At 35.3% G+C, this 25395-nt stretch carries 21 protein-coding genes; 10 read left to right on the forward strand and 11 right to left on the reverse strand.

Translation table 11 applies throughout. From position 1 onward, the window contains the following. Nucleotides 1–117: 117 nt before the first annotated feature. Nucleotides 118–522 (forward strand): HK97 family phage prohead protease, encoded by a 405-nt coding sequence (locus Cyrtocomes_RS01200; RefSeq protein ID WP_322497410.1) that lies wholly within the window; start codon nucleotides 118–120, stop codon nucleotides 520–522. 314 nt (nucleotides 523–836) lie between these two features. Here Cyrtocomes_RS01200 and Cyrtocomes_RS01205 read toward each other — a convergent pair whose 3' ends face one another. The 11 genes from Cyrtocomes_RS01205 to Cyrtocomes_RS01255 form a co-directional block, all read right to left on the reverse strand. Then, nucleotides 837–2072, reverse strand: a complete 1236-nt coding sequence (locus Cyrtocomes_RS01205; RefSeq protein WP_322497391.1) for a dicarboxylate/amino acid:cation symporter — start codon at nucleotides 2070–2072, stop codon at nucleotides 837–839. A gap of 1007 nt (nucleotides 2073–3079) precedes the next feature. Next, nucleotides 3080–3607 carry an NADPH-dependent FMN reductase gene (locus Cyrtocomes_RS01210; protein ID WP_322497392.1) on the reverse strand — a complete coding sequence of 176 codons (528 nt, stop codon included), beginning with the start codon at nucleotides 3605–3607 and terminating at the stop codon, nucleotides 3080–3082. A 16-nt stretch (nucleotides 3608–3623) separates the two neighbouring features. Beyond that, nucleotides 3624–4967: a tRNA uridine-5-carboxymethylaminomethyl(34) synthesis GTPase MnmE gene (mnmE, locus tag Cyrtocomes_RS01215; protein WP_322497393.1), complete on the reverse strand. Its 1344-nt coding sequence runs from the start codon at nucleotides 4965–4967 to the stop codon at nucleotides 3624–3626. After that, nucleotides 4957–5598: an epoxyqueuosine reductase QueH gene (locus Cyrtocomes_RS01220; RefSeq protein WP_322497394.1), complete on the reverse strand. Its 642-nt coding sequence runs from the start codon at nucleotides 5596–5598 to the stop codon at nucleotides 4957–4959. The genes mnmE and Cyrtocomes_RS01220 overlap by 11 nt, the downstream gene beginning before the upstream one ends. Nucleotides 5599–5609: 11 nt before the next feature. After that, entirely contained in the window at nucleotides 5610–7007 is a 1398-nt protein-coding gene (lpdA, locus tag Cyrtocomes_RS01225; RefSeq protein ID WP_322497395.1) for a dihydrolipoyl dehydrogenase, read from the reverse strand. Between the two features lie 433 nt (nucleotides 7008–7440). Further along, a complete protein-coding gene (odhB, locus tag Cyrtocomes_RS01230) occupies nucleotides 7441–8598 on the reverse strand; it encodes a 2-oxoglutarate dehydrogenase complex dihydrolipoyllysine-residue succinyltransferase (RefSeq protein WP_410519688.1) in 1158 nt (385 codons plus the stop codon). Between the two features lie 17 nt (nucleotides 8599–8615). Further along, nucleotides 8616–11366 carry a 2-oxoglutarate dehydrogenase E1 component gene (locus Cyrtocomes_RS01235; RefSeq protein WP_322497396.1) on the reverse strand — a complete coding sequence of 917 codons (2751 nt, stop codon included), beginning with the start codon at nucleotides 11364–11366 and terminating at the stop codon, nucleotides 8616–8618. Nucleotides 11367–11602: 236 nt separating this feature from the next. Continuing rightward, a complete protein-coding gene (locus tag Cyrtocomes_RS01240; RefSeq protein ID WP_322497397.1) occupies nucleotides 11603–12514 on the reverse strand; it encodes a DMT family transporter in 912 nt (303 codons plus the stop codon). A gap of 332 nt (nucleotides 12515–12846) precedes the next feature. Continuing rightward, nucleotides 12847–13107, reverse strand: coding sequence for a hypothetical protein (locus Cyrtocomes_RS01245; protein ID WP_322497398.1), 261 nt, complete (start codon nucleotides 13105–13107; stop codon nucleotides 12847–12849). 645 nt (nucleotides 13108–13752) lie between these two features. Further along, nucleotides 13753–14847, reverse strand: coding sequence for an alanine racemase (gene alr, locus Cyrtocomes_RS01250; protein WP_322497399.1), 1095 nt, complete (start codon nucleotides 14845–14847; stop codon nucleotides 13753–13755). Nucleotides 14848–15079: 232 nt separating this feature from the next. After that, the gene (locus tag Cyrtocomes_RS01255) at nucleotides 15080–16540 is read right to left on the reverse strand and encodes an Npt1/Npt2 family nucleotide transporter (RefSeq protein ID WP_322497400.1); all 1461 of its coding nucleotides are present in this window, start codon (nucleotides 16538–16540) and stop codon (nucleotides 15080–15082) included. 399 nt (nucleotides 16541–16939) lie between these two features. Here Cyrtocomes_RS01255 and rpmE point away from each other — a divergent pair, with 399 nt between their 5' ends. The 9 genes from rpmE to Cyrtocomes_RS01300 all read left to right on the forward strand — a co-directional run bounded on the left by rpmE (nucleotide 16940) and on the right by Cyrtocomes_RS01300 (nucleotide 25231). Continuing rightward, on the forward strand, nucleotides 16940–17254 hold the full coding sequence (rpmE, locus tag Cyrtocomes_RS01260; RefSeq protein WP_322497401.1) for a 50S ribosomal protein L31: 315 nt from the start codon (nucleotides 16940–16942) through the stop codon (nucleotides 17252–17254). A 6-nt stretch (nucleotides 17255–17260) separates the two neighbouring features. Next, nucleotides 17261–17821, forward strand: coding sequence for an ATP synthase F1 subunit delta (gene atpH / locus Cyrtocomes_RS01265; protein ID WP_322497402.1), 561 nt, complete (start codon nucleotides 17261–17263; stop codon nucleotides 17819–17821). After that, nucleotides 17818–19332 (forward strand): F0F1 ATP synthase subunit alpha, encoded by a 1515-nt coding sequence (gene atpA, locus Cyrtocomes_RS01270; RefSeq protein WP_322497403.1) that lies wholly within the window; start codon nucleotides 17818–17820, stop codon nucleotides 19330–19332. The genes atpH and atpA overlap by 4 nt, the downstream gene beginning before the upstream one ends. Before the next feature lies 1 nt (nucleotide 19333). After that, nucleotides 19334–20110 carry a F0F1 ATP synthase subunit gamma gene (locus tag Cyrtocomes_RS01275; protein WP_322497404.1) on the forward strand — a complete coding sequence of 259 codons (777 nt, stop codon included), beginning with the start codon at nucleotides 19334–19336 and terminating at the stop codon, nucleotides 20108–20110. A 37-nt stretch (nucleotides 20111–20147) separates the two neighbouring features. Next, nucleotides 20148–21575: a F0F1 ATP synthase subunit beta gene (atpD, locus tag Cyrtocomes_RS01280; RefSeq protein WP_322497405.1), complete on the forward strand. Its 1428-nt coding sequence runs from the start codon at nucleotides 20148–20150 to the stop codon at nucleotides 21573–21575. Then, entirely contained in the window at nucleotides 21565–21828 is a 264-nt protein-coding gene (locus Cyrtocomes_RS01285; RefSeq protein ID WP_322497406.1) for a hypothetical protein, read from the forward strand. Before atpD ends, Cyrtocomes_RS01285 begins: the two co-directional genes overlap by 11 nt. Nucleotides 21829–22123: 295 nt before the next feature. Next, on the forward strand, nucleotides 22124–23575 hold the full coding sequence (locus tag Cyrtocomes_RS01290) for an MBL fold metallo-hydrolase (RefSeq protein WP_322497407.1): 1452 nt from the start codon (nucleotides 22124–22126) through the stop codon (nucleotides 23573–23575). A 269-nt stretch (nucleotides 23576–23844) separates the two neighbouring features. Next, nucleotides 23845–24420, forward strand: coding sequence for a hypothetical protein (locus tag Cyrtocomes_RS01295; protein ID WP_322497408.1), 576 nt, complete (start codon nucleotides 23845–23847; stop codon nucleotides 24418–24420). 280 nt (nucleotides 24421–24700) lie between these two features. Then, entirely contained in the window at nucleotides 24701–25231 is a 531-nt protein-coding gene (locus tag Cyrtocomes_RS01300) for a hypothetical protein (protein ID WP_322497409.1), read from the forward strand. Nucleotides 25232–25395 lie beyond the last annotated feature (164 nt).

The raw sequence follows: 25395 nt of genomic DNA on the forward strand, positions 1-25395 counted from the left end.
TTCGCTAAACTCAAAGAAAATCGACGCTTAGCATTACGATTTGAGAAATCCGATCTCTCTTTCCTTGCCTTTATAGCTTTAGCATCTATTAAATACAACCTTTGTTAACAGTGCCTAATACTTCCCAATGCATTTGATAAAAAACAACTCGAGGAATGCAATATTCAGCTCTTACTTCATCATGATATTAATAAGCCAATAGGAAAAATTACATTAATGAGAGAAGAAGAGAGTGGACTTTATATAGAAGGTAAGCTCGACCTTAGTTTATACCATGGAAAAAAGGCGTATGATCTTGTTAAAGGTGGTATAATAGATGGGCTTAGTATAGGTTTTGATATAATAAAATATAAAAAGGAAGGCTCATTCAGATGTATAGAAAAATTAAGATTGATAGAAATTAGCGTTGTCTCCCTACCATCAAATCCAAAAGCGAAGATTTTTTATGTAAAATCAGCATCTGGAACAAAGAAAATTGATAAAATCATAAGCGATTTTAAGTCTATATGCGCACAAAATTAGAACTATAGTTATTTAAGTTAAATTAGCATAATAAGACTAATAAGCCGTAATACAAGAAGTATTATTAAGTAGGCCATCTCAAATAAAATAGCTATAATTTAAAAAATTAACAATATAACTACTTGCTCTTGTTATAGAAGTAATAAAGTCAAAATGAATATCATCAAGAAGATGGTATAGAAATCTTAATATACAGAGAAGAAAACAATATTTACTAATTAGAAATTAAATTCTCTTTTTTTTAGAACCTTTATACCATCTCTCAATTCTCGATACACAATTTCCTCTAACTTTTATACAATATACAAAAGCCTCTAGGTTGATTTATATCTATCCACGTCTAACTTATTCTCTGATCTATCTATAAGGAGCGTAGCAGAAGCACACCCTGTCACATTTATAACTGTTGTCATCATGTCTAATAATCTATCAACACTTGCAACAAGTAACACACCTTCTATTGGTAAATTTAACGCATTCAAGACCATTCCTAAAAATAAAAGCACACCACCAGGTATTCCAGCGCCACCTATTGAGGCAAGAGTACACATCAATAATATTGTTATATAATCTCCAGGAGAAAATACCACACCCATCATTTGTGCAAAAAAGACAGCGGCACTTGCCTGATAAATTGCACCACCATCCATATTTAGCGCCGCAGAGAGCGGCAATATAAATCTACTACTCTCTCTTGAGATCCCCATTTTATTCTCTGATACCTCCATTAATGGCACGAGCGTGGCCTTAGAGCTACTTGTTGCAAAAGCTATTAACTGAGGACCTAATATTTTTCTATAGAAAGGTATTGGGGATAATCTCGCACCAAATGTAATAATAATTCCAAAAACCATATATTGCACAAGGCAGCCTATAAAGACAGCAAGAACAAGCTTTCCTAATGCAACTAATACGGAAATTCCATCTACCCCAACCATCGCCGAGATATAACCAAATACGCCAAACGGTGCCAATTTCATTATTATCTTTATTACTTCAAAAAATAATAATGCACTTTGATGTATGATTTTTATTAATAATTCAGATTTATCTCTATTAGCATTAAGTATAAATCCTATAAACATCGCAAAAACTATAATTTGCAATATATGACCATTCGATAGTGATTCAAATATGTTACCAGGTATTAAGCTTAAGATTATATCAAACCCCCTTATATCATTTATCTTAGGAAGCTGTGTAGACCCCTTAAATTCCTCTAATAATGACCGTGATAAGCCTACACCAGGCTCTAAAAGTTGAGTTACTACAATGCCTATAACAACCGCAATAACAGATGTTGTAATAAACACAATTATTGCTTTAAAACTAACCCTATAAAGAGAAGATGAGCTGTCCATACTCGTAATTCCATATAGGATAGTAAAAAATATCATAGGTACAGTAACCATCCTAATCAAATTTAGAAATACGCTACCAACGTAACCTAAAGGTTTAGCAGAAGGGCCAAGCACAAACCCAACAATAATACCTAGACACATTGCTATAAGCACAAACTGCCACTGAGAACCCTTTGATAATTTGACCATATATCCTAATATAATAACAACATAATATTTAGCATAAAGCCGCAAAGCAATGCAAGCCTAGGTTTATTGCGATATAACTACGTACATCGCAACTAAATTTACCAATCATAATAAATACAGAAAAAACTGCAAAGCCGCAACTAATATTACAAATAGAAGCAGCTAATGTTTAAACTATAAACATTACCTATAGTTGAAAGCTATAAAAACAATATCTTATCAAAAGAAAGTTTTTGCATTGTAAGTCATTAACCATTCTTGTGTCTTTTTCTAGGATACTCAGAAGAACTTGCAATGTCGTACAGTGGCACGTTTTGAGTGGACATTAGCAAATACATTCCCTGTACTATACTTCTTATAATGATGCTAATGCATTTATCACCCTTACATATAGTAGTAACCAGCACATTCCAGAAGATCATAATTTGCAGTTATAGCACTGGAAAAAGTTTATGAAACGATTATGCAAGCATTATATATAAGTGATAAAAAAACAAAGGTTACTCATCGCAGGGGTATGGAGCCAAGTTAGGAAGGTATTATAGCCATTTTATTTGAGATGGCATAGGTGATACTTAATAATACTTCTTGCATTACAGCTTATTAGTCCAATTATGCTAATTGGACTTAAATAACTATATGAGTCACTAAAGAATCAATATATATATCCAAAGCTGTATAGAATTATTGCATAATGAGTTATTTTGCTACACTTAACTCAATTATCACCAAAGTGTTTTCAAGATTATCTATGTATGGCTGCTTTATTTGAGGCTGCGCATATAATATGCAATAATATCGCCTATACCAGAGCCTATTAGCTTTGTTTTTAATATGCAAATTCAGCTAGATACGAGAAATTTACATGACATAAAAATGGAAATATTTCATACGAATAGTAGAGAGACAAAAAGAAGCTGAGGCACAAAAAAGGTGAGCGACGTATTTGATCTCAAGATATTACCTAATTTTGAATTTCTCAATTCATAGCCTCTAGAAGGGTGTGGTTAATTAAAGAAATCCCTTAGTGCATATGCAAATCTAGATATTATCTCATGTGGAGGCAATACATTTTCGACTATTTGCACAGATAGTGTTTCGTGACATATACTCGCTTTTAAATGCATCATTATATCTTGTAAGTGCATTGCCGCTCTCACCCCCCTTAATACCCCTGTGCTCGCACTCATAATTGCAACTTTTTTTCTGTAAAAATATTTCGCATCTTCTTCATTTGGTAATTTATACGAAATCCAATCTATTATATTTTTAAGCCCACCTGGTATAGATCCATTATATTCTGGTGTGGATATTATAATACCATCAGCATCTTTTATGCTTTTTTTCATATTATAGATTAATCTCAGATCTACAGTTGAAATAGAATCAGGATCTAGCATTGGTATACTTCTATCAATTCTAAAACCCATTAAATCTACTTCATCTTTTATATACGAAGAAACTTCATTCATTAACATTTGATTTATAGATCCCTCTCTAATGCTACCGCATATGCATAAAATTCTCTTTTTCATAAACATTTAAGCAAATTTACTTCCCTATACAAAAATTACTAAAAATTTCATCTAATATCTCCTCTATATCAATATTACCAGTAATTGCCCCTATTGATCTACATGCATTTCTAATATTTTCGCATAAAATATCTAAGCACCCATCACTAACCATAAAATCTCTCAAATATGATATGCACTCTCTTAATTTCTCCCTCTGACGAAGCCTTGATAATGATGGTTGGTGAACAGCAAGCTGATATTTATCTCTTATGATCTTTATTAAGCTTGTTAGTAAGTCATCTAACCCATGAGCATTTTTTACCGAAGTAGTTAATACAATACTATCAGTAAATTTTTCCGCAAGAATATCAAGCTGTTGAGTCTTAAATGGTGCAATATCTAATTTATTCAACACTACTATTTCGTATGGGATATCAACATAAGGCACATCATTACCACATATATCAAGTACTAATATATTTATATCCGCATCTTGAATCGCGAGCTTAGCTCGCTTTATCCCCTCTTTTTCTATCAAATCTTCACTATCCCTTATGCCTGCAGTATCGTATAAATTAACTAAAAACCCATCTAAATTCATTCTAATACTTACTACATCCCTTGTAGTTCCCGCTATATCAGAAACTATGGATACATCACTTTTAGCTATTAAATTCATTAAGCTAGACTTACCAGCATTAGGAGGGCCACTAATTACAACTCTGATACCAGCTGCTACACTGGAGGCTAATTTAGATATGGAAAGATTTCTATCCATATCCTCTAAAATCCTCCCTACATCCTCATTTATTTTTAAGAGTAAAGATGTTGGTAGATCTTCTTCCGGAAAATCTATCAAAGCCTCTAAATTAGAAAGTATTTTCACAAGGCCTTCACGCCACCTCTTACATAGATTCCCAGCCTCACCCGCCATCTGCTTTAGTGCAGCAGCCCTTTGCATGGATGTTTCGGCATCTATCAAATCTGCCATACCCTCTGCTTCTGTAAGATCGATAATCTCATTTAAGAATGCTATTTTCGCAAATTCCCCAGGCTCTGCTAATCTTATATAGCTAATTTTTGACAACTCATCTAGCACGCCATCTATAACAGCTATACTACCATGCAGATGTAGCTCCAATATATCCTCACCATTAAAGCTATTTGGTTTCTTAAAGAAAAGCACCATCGCATTATCAAGAAACTCTGTATCATCTATTGTTCTAATTTGGTGTATAAACGCTTGACGTACAGGCAACTCTCTCTTTATCCCAAGTAACCTAGCCACATTAGAAGCTTTTGGACCGCATACCCTAATAATCGCTATTCCAGATTTTCCATAAACTGTCGAAAGGGCAAAGATAGTATCAATCACCATAAAAATTTTGGCATATTTTTATTTCCCCCCTTCCTTTCTCTTTTCTAAATTTATTTGTATCTCTAAGAGAATAGATGCAACCACAATATTCCTGTTTATAAAAATTTTCTCTTTTAGATATCTCATACATTCTTGCGCCTCCACCACCTTTCCGCCAGTTATATGTCCAATAATTCAAATTTTCATACTTTGCAGCAGCCTTTGCTCCGCAATCATTAATTTGCTCCATATTTTTCCATCTTGAAATCCCAAGGGAACTAGTAAAAACATGAAACCCATTCTCATATGCAAAAAGGGCCGTTCTTTCAAACCTCATATCAAAACACATAGTACACCTTATGCCACGCTCAGGTTCATACTCCATACCCTTTGCTCTTGCAAACCAATCTTGCACATCATAATCCAAATCAACAAATTTCACCCCAAGCTTTTTTGCATACCTTTTATTTTCTTCTTTTCTAATCTCATACTCTTTTAAAGGGTGTATATTAGGATTATAGAACAGAATTGTTAAATCTATCCCAGATGCAACTATAGCCTCTATAACCTCACCGGAACAGGGCGCGCAACAGGAATGCATCAGAACTTTTTTTTCACATTCAAATGGAAAATTGAGAATCTCTCTAAGCATTTCTTGCAAAATTATATATGTATAGCTTTCGCAAAGGTTGCAAAAGCTGCTTCCTTTATGGCCTCTGAAAAACCAGGATGTGAATGACTGATCCTTGCTATATCCTCAGATGAGGCCTTAAATTCTATTGACATTGCAAGCTCTGATATCATATCACCAGCTGCAGTCCCCACTATATGGGCCCCGAGGATAGTATCTGTATGCTTACACGCAAGTATTTTTACAAAACCATCTGTTTCATCATTAGTCCTGGCCCTACTATTTGCTATAAATGGAAATTTACCAACCTTATATTCTACCCCAGATTCAATTAATTCATCCTCGCTCTTACCAACGGACGCAACCTCTGGATGTATATAAATCACACTAGGAACCGCATTATAATTAACATGACCCGCTTGCCCAGAAATTATTTCAGCAACCGCAATACCATCCTCTTCCGCTTTATGAGCCAACATAGGTCCATGCACCACATCACCTATTGCATATATACCAGGCACCGAAGTTTGGAAATTGGAATCAATTTTGATTTTACCTTTATGATCCAGCTCTATACCTGCCTTTTCAATAGCAAGCCCACGTGTATATGCCTTTCTACCAACAGAAACTAATAATATATCAGATTCTATCTCATGCAATGCTCCATTCCTTTCAATTTTTAACACCACTCCATTTTGTGTATTTGAAGCTGATATAGCCTTAGCACCATGCATGAAATTTATTCCTTGTTTTAAAAGAATTTTTTCTACCTCCCTAGAGATATCACTATCCATTGTAGATAAAACCCTGCTTGAATACTCCACTATAGTTACCTCAGATCCAAGCCTTGCCCATACAGAGCCAAGCTCAAGGCCTATAACACCGCCACCAAGTACAACCATTCTTTGAGGTACAGTATTTAGTGATAACGCGCCTGTAGATGTTACAATCTTCTCCTCATCAACTTCTATACCCGGAAGCAATATAGGCTCTGAACCAGTTGCAATCACGATATTCTTTGCCTCAATTGTCTCGTCAGCGCCATCTTTTAAGCGAATATTTAGCGTATTGGCAGAATTAAAACTCGCAATACCATTATAATGAACAATTCCATTTTTTTTAAAAAGACCAGAGATACCTTTACCCAATGTATCTTTTATTCTCTCCTTCCTAGCCATCATTTCATCTAAGGAAAAGGAGATTTTTTCAAAACTGATTCCAAAATGATTAAAATGATTTAATGCATCATAATACTTATAAGATGAATGTAAAAGAGCTTTAGAAGGTATACACCCTCTATTAAGGCATGTACCACCAAGCCTCTCACTTGCATCTATACATACAACCTTTTTACCTAACTGAGCTGCTTTTATGGCGCATACATATCCACCAGGACCACCACCTATAATAGCCAAATCAAAATTTTTCATATCAAGAAATGAATAAATATCACACACGCTCGAAGTAGAGTTTTCTCACAAAATACAACAAAGAAACTCTGTAATTACAGCAATAACATGCTACTTTCTTCACTCTACGTTCTTTTATATAGAATAGTGAGCAAATCCTAAAAAAGACAAGAACTTTTAGCGGTACTGTCACACTTAAGATTAAATCCTCAGATTTATATTTAACCCAAAATCTTTTGCACGAAAAGCAAAAATGGCAATATGCAAAAAAAATAAAACTGACACAAAAAAGAAACGCAACAGCTATAAAAGAATATTGAAGAAGCGCTACCCAGAACGATAGCCCGTAATAAGGTCCATCAATAAGCTGCAACACTATTGTAGGAATAATTATTCCTACAAGCAATGAGGCTGCAAAGCATCTCTTTAATATCGGCCCCTTATCTATCACCATCTACATATCTATCAAAATTCTCTCAGGGGCTTCAACCATTTCCTTTATCCTTCTTAAGAAGGTAACAGCCTCTTTTCCATCAATAATTCTATGATCATATGAAAGTGCTATATACATAATTGGACGAATCACAACTTCACCACCAACTACAATTGGTCGCTCAACTATGTTATGCATACCAAGTATAGCAGATTGAGGTGGATTTATTATCGGGGTAGATAACATAGAGCCATATATACCACCGTTAGTTATACTAAATGTACCACCAGACATATCAGCAATACTGAGCTTACCATCTTTAGCCTTTTTCCCTAACAGCGCTATTTCTTTTTCAATATCTGAAAAACTCAGCAAATCCGCGTTTTTAACAATTGGAACAACCAATCCATGGTCTGTACCAACAGCGACCCCTATATCGTAATGATACTTATATACAATATAATCATTATCAATTTCAGCATTAACAGCTGGAATTTCCTTTAACGCCGCAACAACAGCTTTGACAAAGAAGGACATGAACCCAAGTTTTATTCCATATCGCTCTGTAAATTTCTCCTGATATTTTTTACGAAGCATCATAACGTATGACATATCAACTTCGTTAAATGTAGTAAGTATCGCTGCCGTATTTTGTGAATCCTTTAATCTTTTTGCTATTGTTTGACGCAATTTCGTCATTTTTACCCTTTCTTGCTTATTACCAGGCAGATCAAGCAAATCAACTTTATCAGAGAGAGAAGATGCGACATCATATTTAGTGACTCTTTCTCCCTTACCACTACCTTTTATGGAAGCAATATCAATACCAGCTTCTTTTGCTAATTTCGTCGCTGCAGGAAATGCAATAGGTGCTGCGTTTTTAGATATTAATGTGCTTTGGACTTCTACTATTGGCTTCGCAACCACTTCCTCTTGCTTTACAGCCCCTTCTGATATTTTAGCTATCAACTCCCCTATTATAACCACATCTCCTTCTTTTTTTAAAATTGCTTGCAATATCCCAGAAGCATTAGCTGGAACCTCTAAAGTAATCTTATCTGTTTCAAGAGCCGCAACAACCTCCCCTTCATTAACAATATCTCCAGGGAGCTTATACCACTTTGCTATGGTCGCCTCACTAATAGATTCACCAAGGGCCGGTACAACTACTTCTACCATTATAAAACACCTCTAAATTAATTACCAAAAAGTTCCTCCATAATCATTTTTTGCTCCGCCACGTGCCTGGAAGAATAGCCAGCAGCAGGAGATGAAGATTCATCCCTTCCAATATAAACAATATCTTTCTTTAGTAAATCATTAAACTTTTCTCTAATAAAGCTATAAGCCCCCATATTTCTATGCTCTTCTTGGCACCATATAATTTGGGATTTATCTTTATATTTTAAAAGCTGTTCAGCCACCGCTTTTTCAGGGAATGGATAAAGCTGCTCCAAGCGAATAAGAGCAATATCAGTACGATTTGATCTTTGCTCAAGAAGATCGTAATATATTTTCCCAGAACAGAAGACTACTTTTTGAGCGGATGATACGATAGGATCTGGTATAACTGGTGAAAATAACGTACCAAAACCCATCTCTGTCATAGAAGAAACGGCAGCCTTATGTCTGAGTAATGATTTTGGAGACATAACAACAAGCGGTATTCTATAATTTCTATGAACCTGCCTTCTTATAGAATGGAATAAAGAGGCGGGGGTTGTACAATTTACAACCTGCATATTATTGCAAGCAGCAAGCTGCAAGAATCTCTCCAATCTTGCTGAGCTATGCTCAGGCCCCTGCCCTTCATATGCATGTGGAAGCAACATTACAAGCCCAGTAGATCTCAGCCATTTAGCCTCACCTGATGCTATATATTGATCTATAATAGTCTGAGCCCCATTAGCAAAATCTCCAAATTGCGCCTCCCAAATTGTAAGAGTATTAGGGTCTGTAATACTATACCCATATTCAAAACCTAAAACACCAAATTCCGAAAGATTACTACTATGGACCTCAAAATAAGCCTTTTGATTAGCTTTAATATTATTCAGAGGTATATATTCACTTTGATTTATCTGATCAAAAAGCACAGCATGTCTATGAGAAAACGTCCCACGTTTTGAATCTTGACCAGTAAGTCTCACATTAAAACCCTCATCAAGCAACGAGGCAAATGCTAAAGCTTCCCCAGCCCCCCAATCCAGATACTCACCGGATTCAAACATTCCTCTTCTACTCTCAAGCTGCCTATCTACTTTAGCATTTAAGTTAAAATTTTGCGGAGCTTTAGATATACAAGCACCAAGCTCTTTCAATTTTGCTACATCAACACCAGTGCTATTATCTGCAAAAGCATTACTATTCACAGAAACGAACTTGTTCCAGATTGCCCCCTTAAACCAATCAACATCTTGGGGTTTATAATTTTTTGATGCTTCAAATTCTTTAGTAAACAGATCAGAAATCTCAGATTTAATATTATTAAAATCCTCATTTGATATCACGCCATTTGAAATAAGAATTTCACTATAAAGCTCAGATACAGTTTTCTTTTTTTGAATCACATCATACATTAGTGGCTGAGTAAATTTCGGCTCATCACCCTCATTATGCCCATATTTTCTATAACATACCAAATCTATCACAACATCTTTTTTAAAGCGCTCTCTATAATCACAAGCAATCCTTGTTGCACGTATAACAGCCTCAATATCATCACCATTTACATGTATGATAGGAGCGCATATAGATTTTGCTATATCGGTACAATACTTGGTTGATCTGGAGTCCTCTGGATTAGCAGTAAACCCTATTTGGTTATTTATAACAATATGTATAGTACCATCTACCTTGTATCCATTAAGTCCGCTTAGCGCAAGAGCTTCATAAACGGCAGACCCTTGTCCAGAAAAAGAAGCATCTCCATGTATTAAAATAGGTACTGCATTTTTACCAAACATCTTTTGTTTCGCTCTAGTTTTACCTAAAACAACAGAATTTACAGCCTCAAGGTGAGATGGATTTGGAAGCAAAGATAAATGAATAGTATAACCTTGGATATTATTTCTATCTACAGAGGCGCCCATATGATACTTAACATCAGATGGTAAATTTAACTCTTCTGGTATCTCAGAAACACCGTGAAATTTAGCAAACATAAATCTATAAGGCACCTTTAGAACTTTTGTCAAAGTACACAATCTGCCTCTATGCGCCATTCCCAGTACAATCTCATTAACTTGATATGTTACTGATAAATAATTGGTAATGAATTCAATAGAGGCAACATAGGCCTCCGCCCCCTCTATTGAAAACCTCTTTGCCCCTGGAAATCTTGAATGTAAGAATTCCTCAAACATTGAAGCTTCAGTTATATCTAACAAAAATTTTTTCCTCTCATCACTCGAAGTAGTATCTTGAGGCCCCTCAATTATATTATATAGCCAATCTTCTTCAAGCTTATTAGAAACATGTCTAAATTCATATGCTAAAGTACCTGAATATATACTAGATGCTTTTTCTATAAGCTGTGAATAAGTTGAAGATTTTAAACCTAACAAACCATTACATTCGATCTGACCTTCTAATTTAGAGTTTATTAAATTCAACAGATAGGGCTCGATTTGTACACCTTTAATTGCAAGCGGATCTAATTTTGCCGCTGTATGACCATAAGATCTAAAAGCTTCCACAACTCTATAGGCAACATCATCTCCAGCAGCACGCTCTCTTGCCTGGAGAGAAGCACCAGGGAAAGCAGAAACTCGCAATTGAGCTGACCTAAAAGATGACTTATTTAGGTTTTCATCTTGTTTAAAATACTCCACCCAAGATTCATCAACAGAACTTTTATCGACTAAATATCTCTCCTGAAGCCATTCAATAAAAGCCAAATTGGAGGCATCTACCGCACATTTTTTAATCATTATCCCAAAAATCATCCTCTAGCACCTACAGGCAGGATATATCAAGATAGTATAAAATCAATAGTATAATAAAAGCAAAAATTAGGCTGTAACATATTGGCATATAGGTCACTTCAGCTTATAGCCTCATAAGCAACTATAAAACACCTTCAATCAAATAAAACCATTGTCTTTATAATATTTTAATTTCAAACATACCTGTAATGACCCTTAATCATCATCTTAAATAGACAAATTTAGTTGCAACTTAGCTATTTCTCGCTGAAACTCTTCTTCTTATAAAGACCGTTTTTTTTACCTTCATGGTGAATAAAATACATCCCACCAGATACTATTAGGATATATCCAAAAATGGATGAGGTTTGTGGTATCTCATAGAAGAATAGATATCCAAACAACCCTGTAAATACGAGCCGCAAATAGTCAAACGGCATAACTGATGACACATCCGAAAACTTAAAAGCTTTAAAAAATGCAATTGAGTGAATGCCATGAAATAATGCTAAAGCTATTATATATTTTAGATGATACAATTCTATAGGACGCCATTCGTGTATCGCCATTGGCATGGAGAAAAGCGATCCAAACAGTGTACCATAAAAAAGCTGCGCCTTAGTACCCTCTGTTTTCCCCAGAACTTTGATTGTAAGATTGTTAATTGCCCAAAATATTAAAGCTAAAAACATAAAAACATAATCTGTCACAAATCCATCTAAAGACGGATTAGTCACAAATACAGCGCCAACAAAACCAAAAGATATCAAAATGACTTTTGCAGTATTAAGCTTCTCCTTGAAGTAAAATACCCCAACACATAAAACTATCACATTTTCCAAATATGCTATAGCAGATGCATCTGTTAGTTTAATTTTACTAATGCTATACGCAAAACATACAGCCCCCATGAAGCTAAAGACACCACGAGTAACATGCAGCCCCATTCTAAAAGTTTTTATGCTTTGCCTGAATCCAGTTGCAATGCACCACGGCACAACAACCAGCAAACAGCTGAATTTATATAAGAACGCAACCTGATTTGGATGCAAAGATGCTGTTAAAAATTTCGTAGATACGTACACAGCAGATATAGCAATGGTGTTAATCACCATGAACAGTATAGCCATCATTTCTTTACGACTTTTATGAGAAGCGCCGCTAGTCACAACCACCGAATAACCACAGTTTACGAAGCAAGGCGGCTAAGCTAGAGTAAATGAGGCAAAATATCAATCAAAAATTTATTGTTTAATTATAAAATTATAAGTGACTTGAGATTTACGCAACTTTTATGTCTCTTGGAATCTTATAAAGATTATAAAGGCTACTAAACGGTTATAGTTTCTCAAGTAGTTTAATTATATTAAATATACGATACATAATAATAAAAACTAACTAAAAAGGCTTATGGTCCATTAATTATAAACCCTATTTAAAAATCGCGATTCTTGGCAATTCCACAGAAGCCTCCAAATTGACTATATGATACATACATATATTATGGCCGCTTATTTGCACTATCTATCGTCTTATCTAGAAGTGTCTCACCTGCCCCAAGTAGAATTAAATACCTCTTTCCCTCAAAATCTAACTTCATCAATTTACGCTTAGAATCCACATGCGCTATATTTTCTATATTAAACCCAGTCTCATGATGCTTTTTATAGACATTAGAGCGCCAAATCCTCCAAAAGATAATAAGCAACAATAAACAAAAAACCAAAGATGATATAGCGGTAAGAATGTTAGAATAATCCATCTATGCAAAACCAAAAACAATATTGCAGATATAGTATATATTGAAAAATTCAATATAGTTAATTTTTTGATTAATTAGATGGTACCAACATTTATTTTAGATCTAAATAACTACCGGACATAAAAACAAATGCAATATAAGTTAAGCTTATACATCTAAAACACTTTAATCTATTAAACATTAACTACATTAACTTACCCAATTCTTGGAGTCTTTCTTTACGACTTTGATGATACAATAACCTGGATATATCAATCATTTATTAGCGCCGCATATTTTAACCATATATTATGCGCATTGATATAATCTTATCTCTTTGTAGTCATAAACAATCAGATGATTAGAGTGAAAAACACAATTTATTACAAAAAAGCCCCAACGTCCCAATCCTCACATATAGGCTTATGTCTCGCTCATTAGTATACCCTGATGCGCTCTAAGAATTATGAAATCTATCTGTTACTGCCCCCCTAACCAGTTTCTAATGTGTGCATTTTATCCCAAAATCACCACACCATCTATACCCAACCTTCACTATATCGCCTTTGGATATAATCGCTTCTTGAAATTTTTATTACAACTTCAACACATCTTCTTTCTTTTCTATTTATAGATCATTTACAACTCATTATCTGCTATATTTTATTAACACTGCGGAACATCAATATAAACCCTTTTGAATCTATGACCTAGCTTACTTGCTATCAATTCGTATCCAGATGCCCCAGCGAGGAGCGAAACAGCATCAATAGATATATTACGCCCTATAAGCTCTACATGCGTTGCATTATTAAATATACTTTCAGGAAGCACCGTTGCATCTACAACCATACTGTCCATGCTTATAACCCCTACTATATCCAGTAGGTAACCAGCTATAAATGCCTTACCTTTATTAGAAAGACTTCTTGGATAACCATCAGCATAACCAATATCTAACGTAAAAAGCTTGCTACCAGCCTTAGCTATATATTTACCCCCATACCCTACAGACTGATCTTCTATAATTATCCTTTTTTGTATTATATGAGCATCAAGGCTAATAGAATGCTCTAGCAATCCTACCTCACAAATTTTATGCGATATACCGTATAAGGCGCATCCTGGCCTCACCATATCAAAATGGTACTCCTCTCCGAGAAATATACCAGCAGAATTAGCGAGGCTCACTTTTATACCCCCTAACTTCGCTCTATACTTATTAATTAAATCTAATTGCAATCTATTTGAGCTAGCTTCCTTTACTTCAGAGGAACTTAAGTGACTCATTATATATTCCACTTTTGGAAGAGCGCCCTCAGATATTAGATGATAAAGGTCCAGCTCTGATATCCCAAGTCTATTCATGCCTGTATCTATATGCAAAATTGCATTGATTCCATGTGAAAATTTATTAAACAACTTAACTTGTTCTAGGTTATTCAAAACCAAGTGTATTTTTCTATTATTACATAGATCTATCAGTTCCTTAGTATGCGCCCCATGTAGCACATAAACACTAGAACTACCATTGAGCAAAGGCTGTATCTCTAGTGCCTCGTCTATATTTGCAACAAAAATCACGTTACATCCAGCCAATTCGAGTGCCGGGGCTACATGTTTTACACCAATACCATAAGCATCAGCTTTCAATACAGCACTAACAGCACAGGAGACAGCCACTTTAGATTTAATGATAAGGTAATTTTTTCTTATACTATTTAGGTCGATAGTTAAGGTAGTTCCTGAGTACTTGTCCATTTTCTAAAAGACATGTAAGAAATATATAAGAGAGGGCGCGGATCTTAAAACAAACTAAAAATTCACATCAAGATTCCTATAAAACAGATGCAAAAATCCCGCATCATCTTGAAATAAATCCTGGAAAAGGCAGAACGTCCTACGGGAACCCGTAAGACGTTCTAATTATAATACTGTAGAACAAGAAATCAAGATCTATGATCATAATATTTTATCAAACTAGCGCGATCTGTTATTCTATATTTTCCGAACGTTGAGAATTCAGCTTATCAAACTCCTTTGATAAGGAATTCACAGCAACAACCCATGCAATCATTACAAATACAAAGATTACAGAAAGCTTAGGAGAAAGCGTTATAAGCGAAGAACCTGGTATCAAGAAAAGCAAGAACTGCTGCAACAATGCGCCACCAGATTTACCCAATCTACCACCTATCACATCAGCGGCAGCCTTACCTTTAGATTTTAGCGCCTCATCAAGTGGTATATATGCCATCTCCTTAGTCGCATCAAAAAATGCATATTTCACAGATTTGGCCAAAACATTTTGCGCAAGACCCATTATCACCGCAATCACAACAGGCGCTACAGTGAGGAAAGGCAATAACCCAGTAACTTCATTTTGATATATTGAAAATATAAAAAATGCACCACCTGTAAAGAATATTGCAATAGGGGTTAGCATAGCAGCAACTCTCCATGAAATGAGCCTCAGCATATAAGAGCCCATCAACATGCAAATCATACTCGCTATTGCCGTATATCTTTGTAAATATGCCATAAAGGCACTATAATCCTGTTGGTTTGGATAGACAATCTTGGCCTGAGCTTTCCATACTCCTTCAACAATATTAATAGAGACACCATAACAGACTATTAAAGCAGCAATCAACCCTATATATTTAGAGCTAAATACATATTTTAAGCTCTCAACTAACCCAGGTTTCTTTTTCTTCTTTTGTTTAGTTTCTGCATTGATGATATCACTAGATACTATCTTATTAGATAACACCCAATAAAGCACAGAAAGTATCACAGCAGCAACAAGAACAGCAGTATTTATATAAGATACTGTCTCTTCCCATCCACCACTAAATTTTTCCTTATTTGAAAAGAACATTACAATCTCGCCAGATGCTATCAAACCTAATTGCGCAACAAATCCAAATAATGGATAGAGCCTCTTGGCCTCATCTACTTTAAAAACTTGATTAGCCGTTTGCCAAAACGTCAAGGAAAGCATAACACTACCCCACAACTCAGCAAATATATAATATAAAGAATAAGACCATTTCTCTACAGCAGCTATGACATACCTAAAACTTGGAACGGACTCCTTTAGAGAAGCCAAATCTAGATGGAATGAATCTGCATCTTTTTGTATGAAAAACGTAAAAAACAAAAAATACGAAACAAAAAATACATTAAAAAGATGAAAAATGACCGTCTTATTTAATGAATTAGAAAGTTTCGTATAAACTATCATCACTAAAATCGCAGATGGCAGCGTACCAAATAATTTTATGGCACTTAATGCCTCGGCCCCCATAGATTCATCCCCCACTATTATGGTATCTTTTACAGCCCTTTCCGCGCTGTAAATAAACAGAATCATCACCATAATGAACGAGACTACGAGAAACTTCGCAAGCTCCTCTCTTTTTATAGGGATAAACTTAGAAATACCCAACATAAAAATATTAATCAATCAAAGCACGCATTATAGACTAGTTTTTAAATTGCTCAATATAATTATCGTATTCTTATTTAAGCATTTATGGATATTAGATATGATATAAAGAACTAATAGATGTAAATGTAAAAAATTACAAAACAATATGTATGTAGATTTTATTACTTTTTCACAATAAGAAAATAATTCGTCAAGTTCTATGATGTAGTTTTGTTTTATCGCCCAACCCTCAGGAATATGAAGGGCCGCACTCATAACAAAATCATTCAAGGCTAACTATATAAACCTTGCCTCTTTCATATTGTTACCAACTATCCACCCACACTCGCACATTTGTTCTTGAAGTAATAGAAATTTTGTGCAGAATCCGTGTGTTATATCCTTATAGTGTGGATAACCATGAAAAAAAATTCTAAACAAACTACAAAAAAAGTAGCTTCGCCACAAATCAAAGGTAGTGGCAAGGCTGCTTTGCGCGGCGTTGGTACAAAGGGGAAAAAAACTATACATGAAAGGTATAGGGAAATAATCGTTGTTCAAACTGATGGCACGGAATTTAAGACGCGCTCTACTTATAACAAGCAACCAAAACTTATACTAGAGATCGATATAGGAACACACCCCGTATGGACCGGACAATCCAATTATGTTAACAAGAAAAGCAATGAGGTAGCTAAGTTTAACGGGAGATTTGGCGATTTAAGCTTCTTATAGATACGCATGAGCTTTGTATCTGATCTTTATATCGCAGGTAAATATGCAAGAGCTTTGTTTGAGAGCGCAGGCGTTGATGAAAGAGCTGAGATTGGGGGCGCGCTGGAATCTTTATGGCGCTTGCTGAGTGATGATGAAATTTACGTAAAGCTTGTATTGTCCAAAGCTAGCCCTAAAGTAATGAAAAGCATCGTTCTTAATACTGTGCTTGGTGGTAGCGAAATATGTACATTACTACGTTCTTTTGTTAAGCTGTTACTTGAAAACAATAGATTGTATCTACTTGGAAAGATTCAAGATGAATATAAGAAGCTTATGCTAAAAGGACAAAATTTCGTCTCAGTAACCTTTATAACTGTTACAAAGGTCTCCGAGGAAGATTTGAAAGCCCTGAATACTGTTTTGCAAGAATGCGGCATAAATCCCTATATAATAAATTTGGAAGATGCTACTCTTCTTTCGGGATTTTTGCTAAAAATAGGGAATAATTTACTGGACTGTTCTTTAGACAGAGCATTAAATGATATCCATAAATTTATAAAAAATTATGATATAGGTGCAAAATGAAATCATCCGAAGTTTTTGATATATTAAAGCAAAAAATTGCTGATTTTGATGGGAGACCTAAATTTGAAGAGATAGGTCAAGTGATCAAAGTTGCAGACGGCATAGTTATAGCTTATGGACTGGATAACGTGCAGTATAATGAAGTGGTTGAGTTTGAATGTGGTGTTAAAGGACTTGCCATAAGCTTAGAACAGGACTCTGTTGGGATCATTGTCTTTGGCGGAGATAGAACAATTAGGGAAGGGGAATCCGTCAAGAGAACGTTTAAAACCCTCAGTGTACCAGTTGGCAATGCTCTTTTAGGTAGAGTGGTTGATTCACTTGGCAATGCTGTAGATGGCAGGGAGGCAATCGATTCTAACTTGTTTCGAAACGTAGAGGAATCTGCCCCAGGCATAATCGATAGACAATCTGTATGCGAACCACTTCAAACTGGAATTATTGCTATAGATAGCCTTATACCAATAGGTAGAGGGCAAAGAGAGCTGATAATAGGTGATAGGCAGACCGGAAAGACGGCTATAGCAATAGATACAATAATAAATCAGAAAAGACTTTTTGGAACAGAAGATCAGGTGCACTGTATATATGTGACGATTGGTCAAAAAAAGTCATCCGTTGCAAGAATAGTAAAAAAATTAGAAGAAGAAGATGCAATGAAATACACAACAGTTGTTATTGCATCTGCATCAGAAAGCGCCGCTATGCAGTTCATAGCACCTTATTCTGGATGCGCGATGGGAGAGTATTTCAGAGATCATGGCAAACATGCGCTGATAATATATGATGATCTCAGCAAACATGCGATTGCATATAGACAATTATCATTGTTGCTTAGAAGGCCGCCTGGTAGAGAAGCATACCCTGGTGACGTCTTTTACCTACATTCTAGATTATTAGAGCGCGCTGCAAAATTATCAAATGCTAAAGGTGGCGGTTCGTTGACAGCCCTACCTATAGTAGAAACTCAAGCAGGCGATGTATCTGCATACATCCCTACAAATGTTATCTCTATAACCGATGGGCAAATTTTTCTCGAAACAGAACTGTTCTTTAAAGGTATTAGACCTGCTGTTAATGTTGGTCTTTCTGTCAGTAGGGTAGGCTCAGCCGCCCAGATAAAAGCAATGAAACAAGTAGCAAGTGGAATAAAACTTGATCTTGCTCAATACAGAGAGTTAGAATCTTTTTCACAATTTGCATCTGATTTAGATAGCACAACTAAGGCTATCTTATTGAGAGGTAACAAACTTACAGAATTACTTAAGCAACCTCAATATTCAACTTATTCTGCAGTAGAGCAAGTTATTTTGATCTTAGCTGGCGTAAAAGGTTATATTGATGGAATAGAATCTGAAAAAATTAATAGATTTAAAGGCGCGCTTCTTGAGCACTTTAAATCTAAACACAAAGAGAAATTGGATGAAATTAAGAATAAAAAGTCTATAAGTGCCGACCTTGAGAAATCAATTATTGCGGCAATAGCGGAGTTTGTACAGTTATTTGGTTAGTATGCCAGATCTTAGACAAATAAAGAACAGAATGAATACTGTAAAATCTACAAAAAAGATTACTAAAGCGATGTATCTCATCTCTGCTTCTAGAATGAATAAGGCGAGAAATCTATTGAAGCTTGCAACTCCATATGTAACTGCATTCTCTAATATAGCCTCATACTTAAGAACCGTTCATAACAATGATAATATTTCTTATCTTATAATTACCTCTGATAGAGGGATGTGTGGCTCTTTTAATTCAACACTTATTAAATTTGCCGCTTTACAGATTCAATCAGCTAAAGAAATTATATTTGTTGGCAGAAGCGGCTATTCATCTTTGAAAGGCTTGTTTAAAGATAAAGATGTAAACTTAACTCTCATAGAGCATAATAAGATCCCTGAAGTCAATTTTGCAAAAAAAATTGCCTCTCTTTTAGTAAAAAAAAATCAAGATATAAGAATAATATATACTGAATTTATATCTGTAATAAAAAATCTACCATCTATGCTGAGTTTAGGGAGCGGCCTTATAGAGGGAGATAAATCTATGAATCTTGAGCCGAGCGATATTTTGGATTCATTTTATATTGATTATATAAACTCACAGATATATAGAGCATTGATCCATAGTACTGTGAGTGAACATAGTACTAGAATGAGGGCCATGGATAGTGCAAGTAAAAACTCCCTAGAATTACTAGAGTGTCTGAACACTCAGTATAATAGGCAGCGCCAAGCTATAGTTACAAGAGAATTGATAGAAGTTGTTTCAGGGGCTGAGGCAATATGATTTTTATGATTTTAGTATTTATTTCTACACGTGATATATGAGTAATATTGGTGTTATAACGCAGGTTATTGGCTCTGTTGTTGATGTTAAATTTGACTCACACTTACCAAGTGTGCTTGATGCGCTGGAATGCACAACCGATCAAGCAGAAAAAATAGTTTTAGAGGTCGCCCAGCATATTGGTGATAACCAGGTGAGAACCATTTCTATGAGTGAAACAAGTGGTATGTATAGGGGGATGGAGGTTAAAAATACTGGCGCCCCTATATCCGTTCCTGTTGGAAAATGCGCACTTGGTAGAATAATAAATGTTATAGGTGATCCTATAGATGGTAGAGGTTCACTACATGCTAAAAGGAGGTCCTCAATACATGCAGAGGCTCCAAAATTTATTGAACAAGCTACAAGTGAAGAGATTCTGGAAACTGGTATCAAAGTTATAGATTTGCTTGCACCATATTCAAAAGGTGGAAAAATAGGTCTTTTTGGAGGTGCGGGTGTAGGCAAAACTGTGATTATAATGGAGCTTATAAACAATATTGCAAAAGCTCATGGAGGCGTTTCAGTATTTGCAGGTGTTGGCGAAAGAACTAGAGAAGGAAATGATCTTTATCATGAAATGATAGATTCTCATGTTATAGATCTGATTGATTCTAGAAAATCAAAGGTTGCTCTTGTATATGGTCAGATGAATGAACCGCCTGGAGCAAGGGCCAGAGTTGCTCTTGCTGGCCTTACTATAGCCGAACATTTCAGAGAGGAAGATGGGCAAGATGTACTGTTCTTTATTGATAATATATTCAGATTTACTCAAGCAGGGTCAGAGGTCTCATCGCTTTTAGGCCGCATGCCATCTGCCGTCGGTTATCAGCCAACCTTAGCCACAGAAATGGGCGCACTTCAGGAAAGAATTACCTCCACTAAAAGGGGCTCTATTACTTCTATACAGGCTATATACGTACCTGCAGATGATATAACGGACCCTGCTCCAGCTACTTCATTTGCACACCTAGATGCAACTACTGTTCTTAGTAGGCAAATTGCGGAAAAAGGTATATACCCAGCCGTCGATCCATTGGATAGTAAATCTAGTATATTGAATCCTGCTGTTATAGGTAAAGAACATTATGAAGTTGCACTAGAAGTGCAAAAAGTACTTCAAACATATAAGTCATTGCAGGATATTATATCCATATTAGGTATGGATGAATTATCAGAGGAAGATAAGCTAATAGTAAATCGTGCAAGAAAGATACACAAATTCTTATCTCAACCCTTTCATGTTGCTGAAGTATTTACTGGTATGGAGGGGAAGTATGTACCCTTAGAGGATACAGTAAGAAGTTTTAAAGAACTAATTGAAGGTAAGCATGATAATTTGCCAGAGGCCGCATTTTATATGGTAGGCAGTATAGATGAAGCCGTTGCTAAAGCTAAAAAACTAGCTAGTAGCCATGCAGATTAAGGTTAATATAGTCTCTCCTGGGAATGTATTATATGAAGGTAATGTTGCTCTTTTAGTACTACCTGGAAAAGAGGGGGAGCTGGGTATTATGCACATGCATGAAAACGCTATAATACAGCTAACTAACGGTAGAATAAGAATATTTGCCACAGCGCAAAACCTTAATAATACAGAACCAGATTATGCTCTAGATATAGTCTCCGGCTATGCACATGTTACTGGAATGGCGTGCAGCGTCATAGTGAATGTATAGCGATGTTAATACTTGAAGCAAGCTTCACATAAATGCGGTGAGAATAATATATTATATATAGCTTTTTGTAATTTATAACAAAATTATTAGCTCGTAATTACTTAACTTACTCACTAATATGTATTGCATTGTATGCTGATTTTTTATAAACGTTATGCTTTGATTTTGGCCTACTGCATTACAACTAACGTTGCATGAAATATTTAGCGCTTTGCTAAATTGATGTATAAGGTTTGCACTAACTTGCCAAAATATTAGATTGATATGTGATTTAATAAGTTGATAGCTTAATTTTATGGATTATAGTGTTACCTTAAGTAAGGTTGGTGGTTATCAACCTTTTATTCAAGAGATGGTCAATAATGGCCTATGGGCTAAACTGTGTAGGAAATATGATATCCCTAAACATATATGGTTGCCATTATTAGGATATACTGAGCTTTGGGCTGAGCATGTTTATAGATATAAAAATGATACCGCTAATCATAAAAATGAAGCCACTAGGATTTTCCTTAGCACAATGTATGATTACATAAAATCTATCTTTGTTAAAAATAATAGCTATTTTTCCATACCTGTAGATAAATCAACAATTTATGCACAAGATGACATACAACCGCAGGAAATTAAGGAAAATGTATTTAGTAGTTACTGGGTTGGGCATGCAACACAAATCTATACGATACCTGTAAGATATAATAGCGAAATTCGTAATTTTACTATACTCACTGATCCAGTTCAGGGAAGTTTAAGTTTTCTTTATCCAAGATTTACTAACGAAGGAGCGCAGGTGCAGGATTATCCAGAAATTAATGCATTAATTTACTCACATAATCATCGCGATCACTTTGATCCAGAGACGCTTCGATTATTATGTGAATCTCAATTAAAATTGTATAATAACAGCCCTATTATTTTTGTACCAAAAGGTCTTGGCGCCATGCTCAATGCTATGAATTTCAAAAATGTATTTGAGATGATGCCAGGTGATGTGGCTATACTTGGAGATTTTATGAAAATAGCATCAGTAGACAGCCGTCACTGGTCTGGTAGATGTATACACGATTCACATACTACAGCATTTCATTCTGTTGTTATACAATCTAATGCTATGAATGGGTGTATATATTTTGCAGGTGATACGGCATTACTATCCAACGAGGAGCTTGATGCAATTACTAAATGTTTTGATATAGCATATTCCATGCAGCCAGGAGGCCCAGATGATAATCGAGTTGATATGGAAAGCACTCATCAATCATCTGCGGATGGTTTATTGATGCATGTTCGATTTATAAAGGCACGGACACAGGATGGAACTAGTTATTCTTTTGGCGAACTTTCTGAGCTGGTCAAAACATTATATATGCATACTAAGACATTTAAGCTTGGCCCTCTTCACTTCAATGATACAGATCAATCTATTCATAGAGTTTTGAATGCATTACAAGCTATACACAGTAATAGTATAGATGAAAACGACTTAGCCAAAGATATTCTCTCTGTATTACGGCCACATGAACAAGTTGTGGTAGAGGAAATTTTAGCTATAGCATCAACGATAACATTTAGAAAAGATGATGGAGAAGTTGTGCATGGAATTCCAGCGCATGATATAGTAGAATTGCTCACTCATAGTGTTCGAATTCCAAAAATTGGCGAAAGAACAGATCTTGGAGAGGGTATTCATGAATTAGAGATGAATCTACAACCATACAGCGGTGGTGATGATCTCCTAGCATGCTAAATTTTGCATATGGCATATGAAGAGATACGCCAAAACGTTTTTGGAACAGTATTTGCATGAAATTTCCAAGAGGTAATTAGAGAGCTTTATGGTGGAGAATATCCGCCATAACCTTGATGCATTCTTGCCACTTTATCCTAGATTTATTAAAACGCTAAATCATAATATTTTTATCTGAATTAAAAGATAAATCCTCTAATCACATAATTTTAGCACTTGAATCTTAAATGTCATATATTACAATAACTATTGTTTATCTTTTGATATATATGGATTATGTACATGTTTTTCGCGGAACTAAAAATATAAAAGAAATTAGCGAAATGGTAAAAAATCACAGCATACATGGGAGAATGAAGTTTGAGCCAAATAACCCAGATGAATTGGAACAATTATTAATTAACCAGGTCGGGTTAAACGAAAATGCAACAGTTGATGCAAAAGGAGCTAAATCTCCATTTATTTCTTGTACAAGTGATATTAATGAAGCCCTCTCCTTTGGGGCAGGTATGTGTATAGTTATTACAATAAATATCAAAGATATTAAATTTTACAAAGACACCACATTTCCTGATATAGCTACCAACTATTTCGATGACATAATTAGAGCAGATGGGAAAATTTATCCAATCATTCAAGGTCAAAACATGGAACTTTTAATCCCAGATGGAACTCCAATTTGTGGACTAAGCTGTATTGTTGGCTCATCTAAAGGTATAGAGCCATTAGCGATAGATGAGTTTATTAAAAAACTTAAAGGTAGTGATTTAAATCAAGATTCAGATAAACCAGCATCATTCCGCGATAGGATAGGTGGTGAGAAGGGCGCAGCGCGACATATATAATTAAATTTGCACCACAATAAATAACAGTTTATTATCACGGTTTTAACGTTTTGGTGGTAGTAATCCATCGAATGAACCGGCAAGTTATGATATAAGATGCCTAAAGCATATATCAGGATTAGCGATGTTGGTATGTCTATATCAATTCGCACAATTCTAGGTGAACCTCTTTTATTATACGTAGTGCTGGTAGCGATAATCGCGCATTAGACCGACTATGCGACAATGAAGGAGCATGCATACGAATATTAGAATCAAGTTGTAAATTTCATATCATTACATGACTATTTTTAGACCAATATTAGAGGGCGCATTTATAGGGAGTGGCTTCGGTACATCAATGTGTATATTTGGTTATTATTTCACTGGTGAGCCAAGTAAAAACCCCATGGCGCTAGTTAGTATATTAGCATTCTTAGGTGTTATTTGTAAGTCTGTAACACAACCTATTTTCCATTCATTATATTATAATGTAAAATATGATGATAGTGGTTGGTTATGGCAATCAGCTACAAATGCGTTACTGCAGGCTTTTCAGATATCATTGCCGTTTGGCGCTATAGTTATTACAGCGCTTGCTGGAGAGGATAGAACTACTATAACAGATGATTGCATACTATTCTCCACGTGTATTCCAGGAGCATTAGCAGGAGCTCTACTTTTAGAATGTGTAATTAAACCGTATATAAATTGTATGCAGGACAAATTTAAAAAAAATATAGCACAAGTAGATGATCATAAGGAGGCAGAATACCAGCTTCTAGAACATCCTATCGAACAAGGAGATGATACAAGCTGGCTGCATGTATAAGAATATTAAAAAAATCAAGTTATAATTTTCGAGAGTTTTCACCTAAAGATAGATAATAATGTATCCCTGATAATGCTGAAAAATCTCCGGTGTTGTAAGAGCGCACCAGAGCTTTATAGTAACCATTTCCTCTTCTTTGGATACAATTTTTGTGCGGCGGGTCA

The organism is Candidatus Cyrtobacter comes (assembly GCF_034470605.1).
Classification (GTDB): Bacteria; Pseudomonadota; Alphaproteobacteria; order Rickettsiales; family Midichloriaceae; genus Cyrtobacter; species Cyrtobacter comes.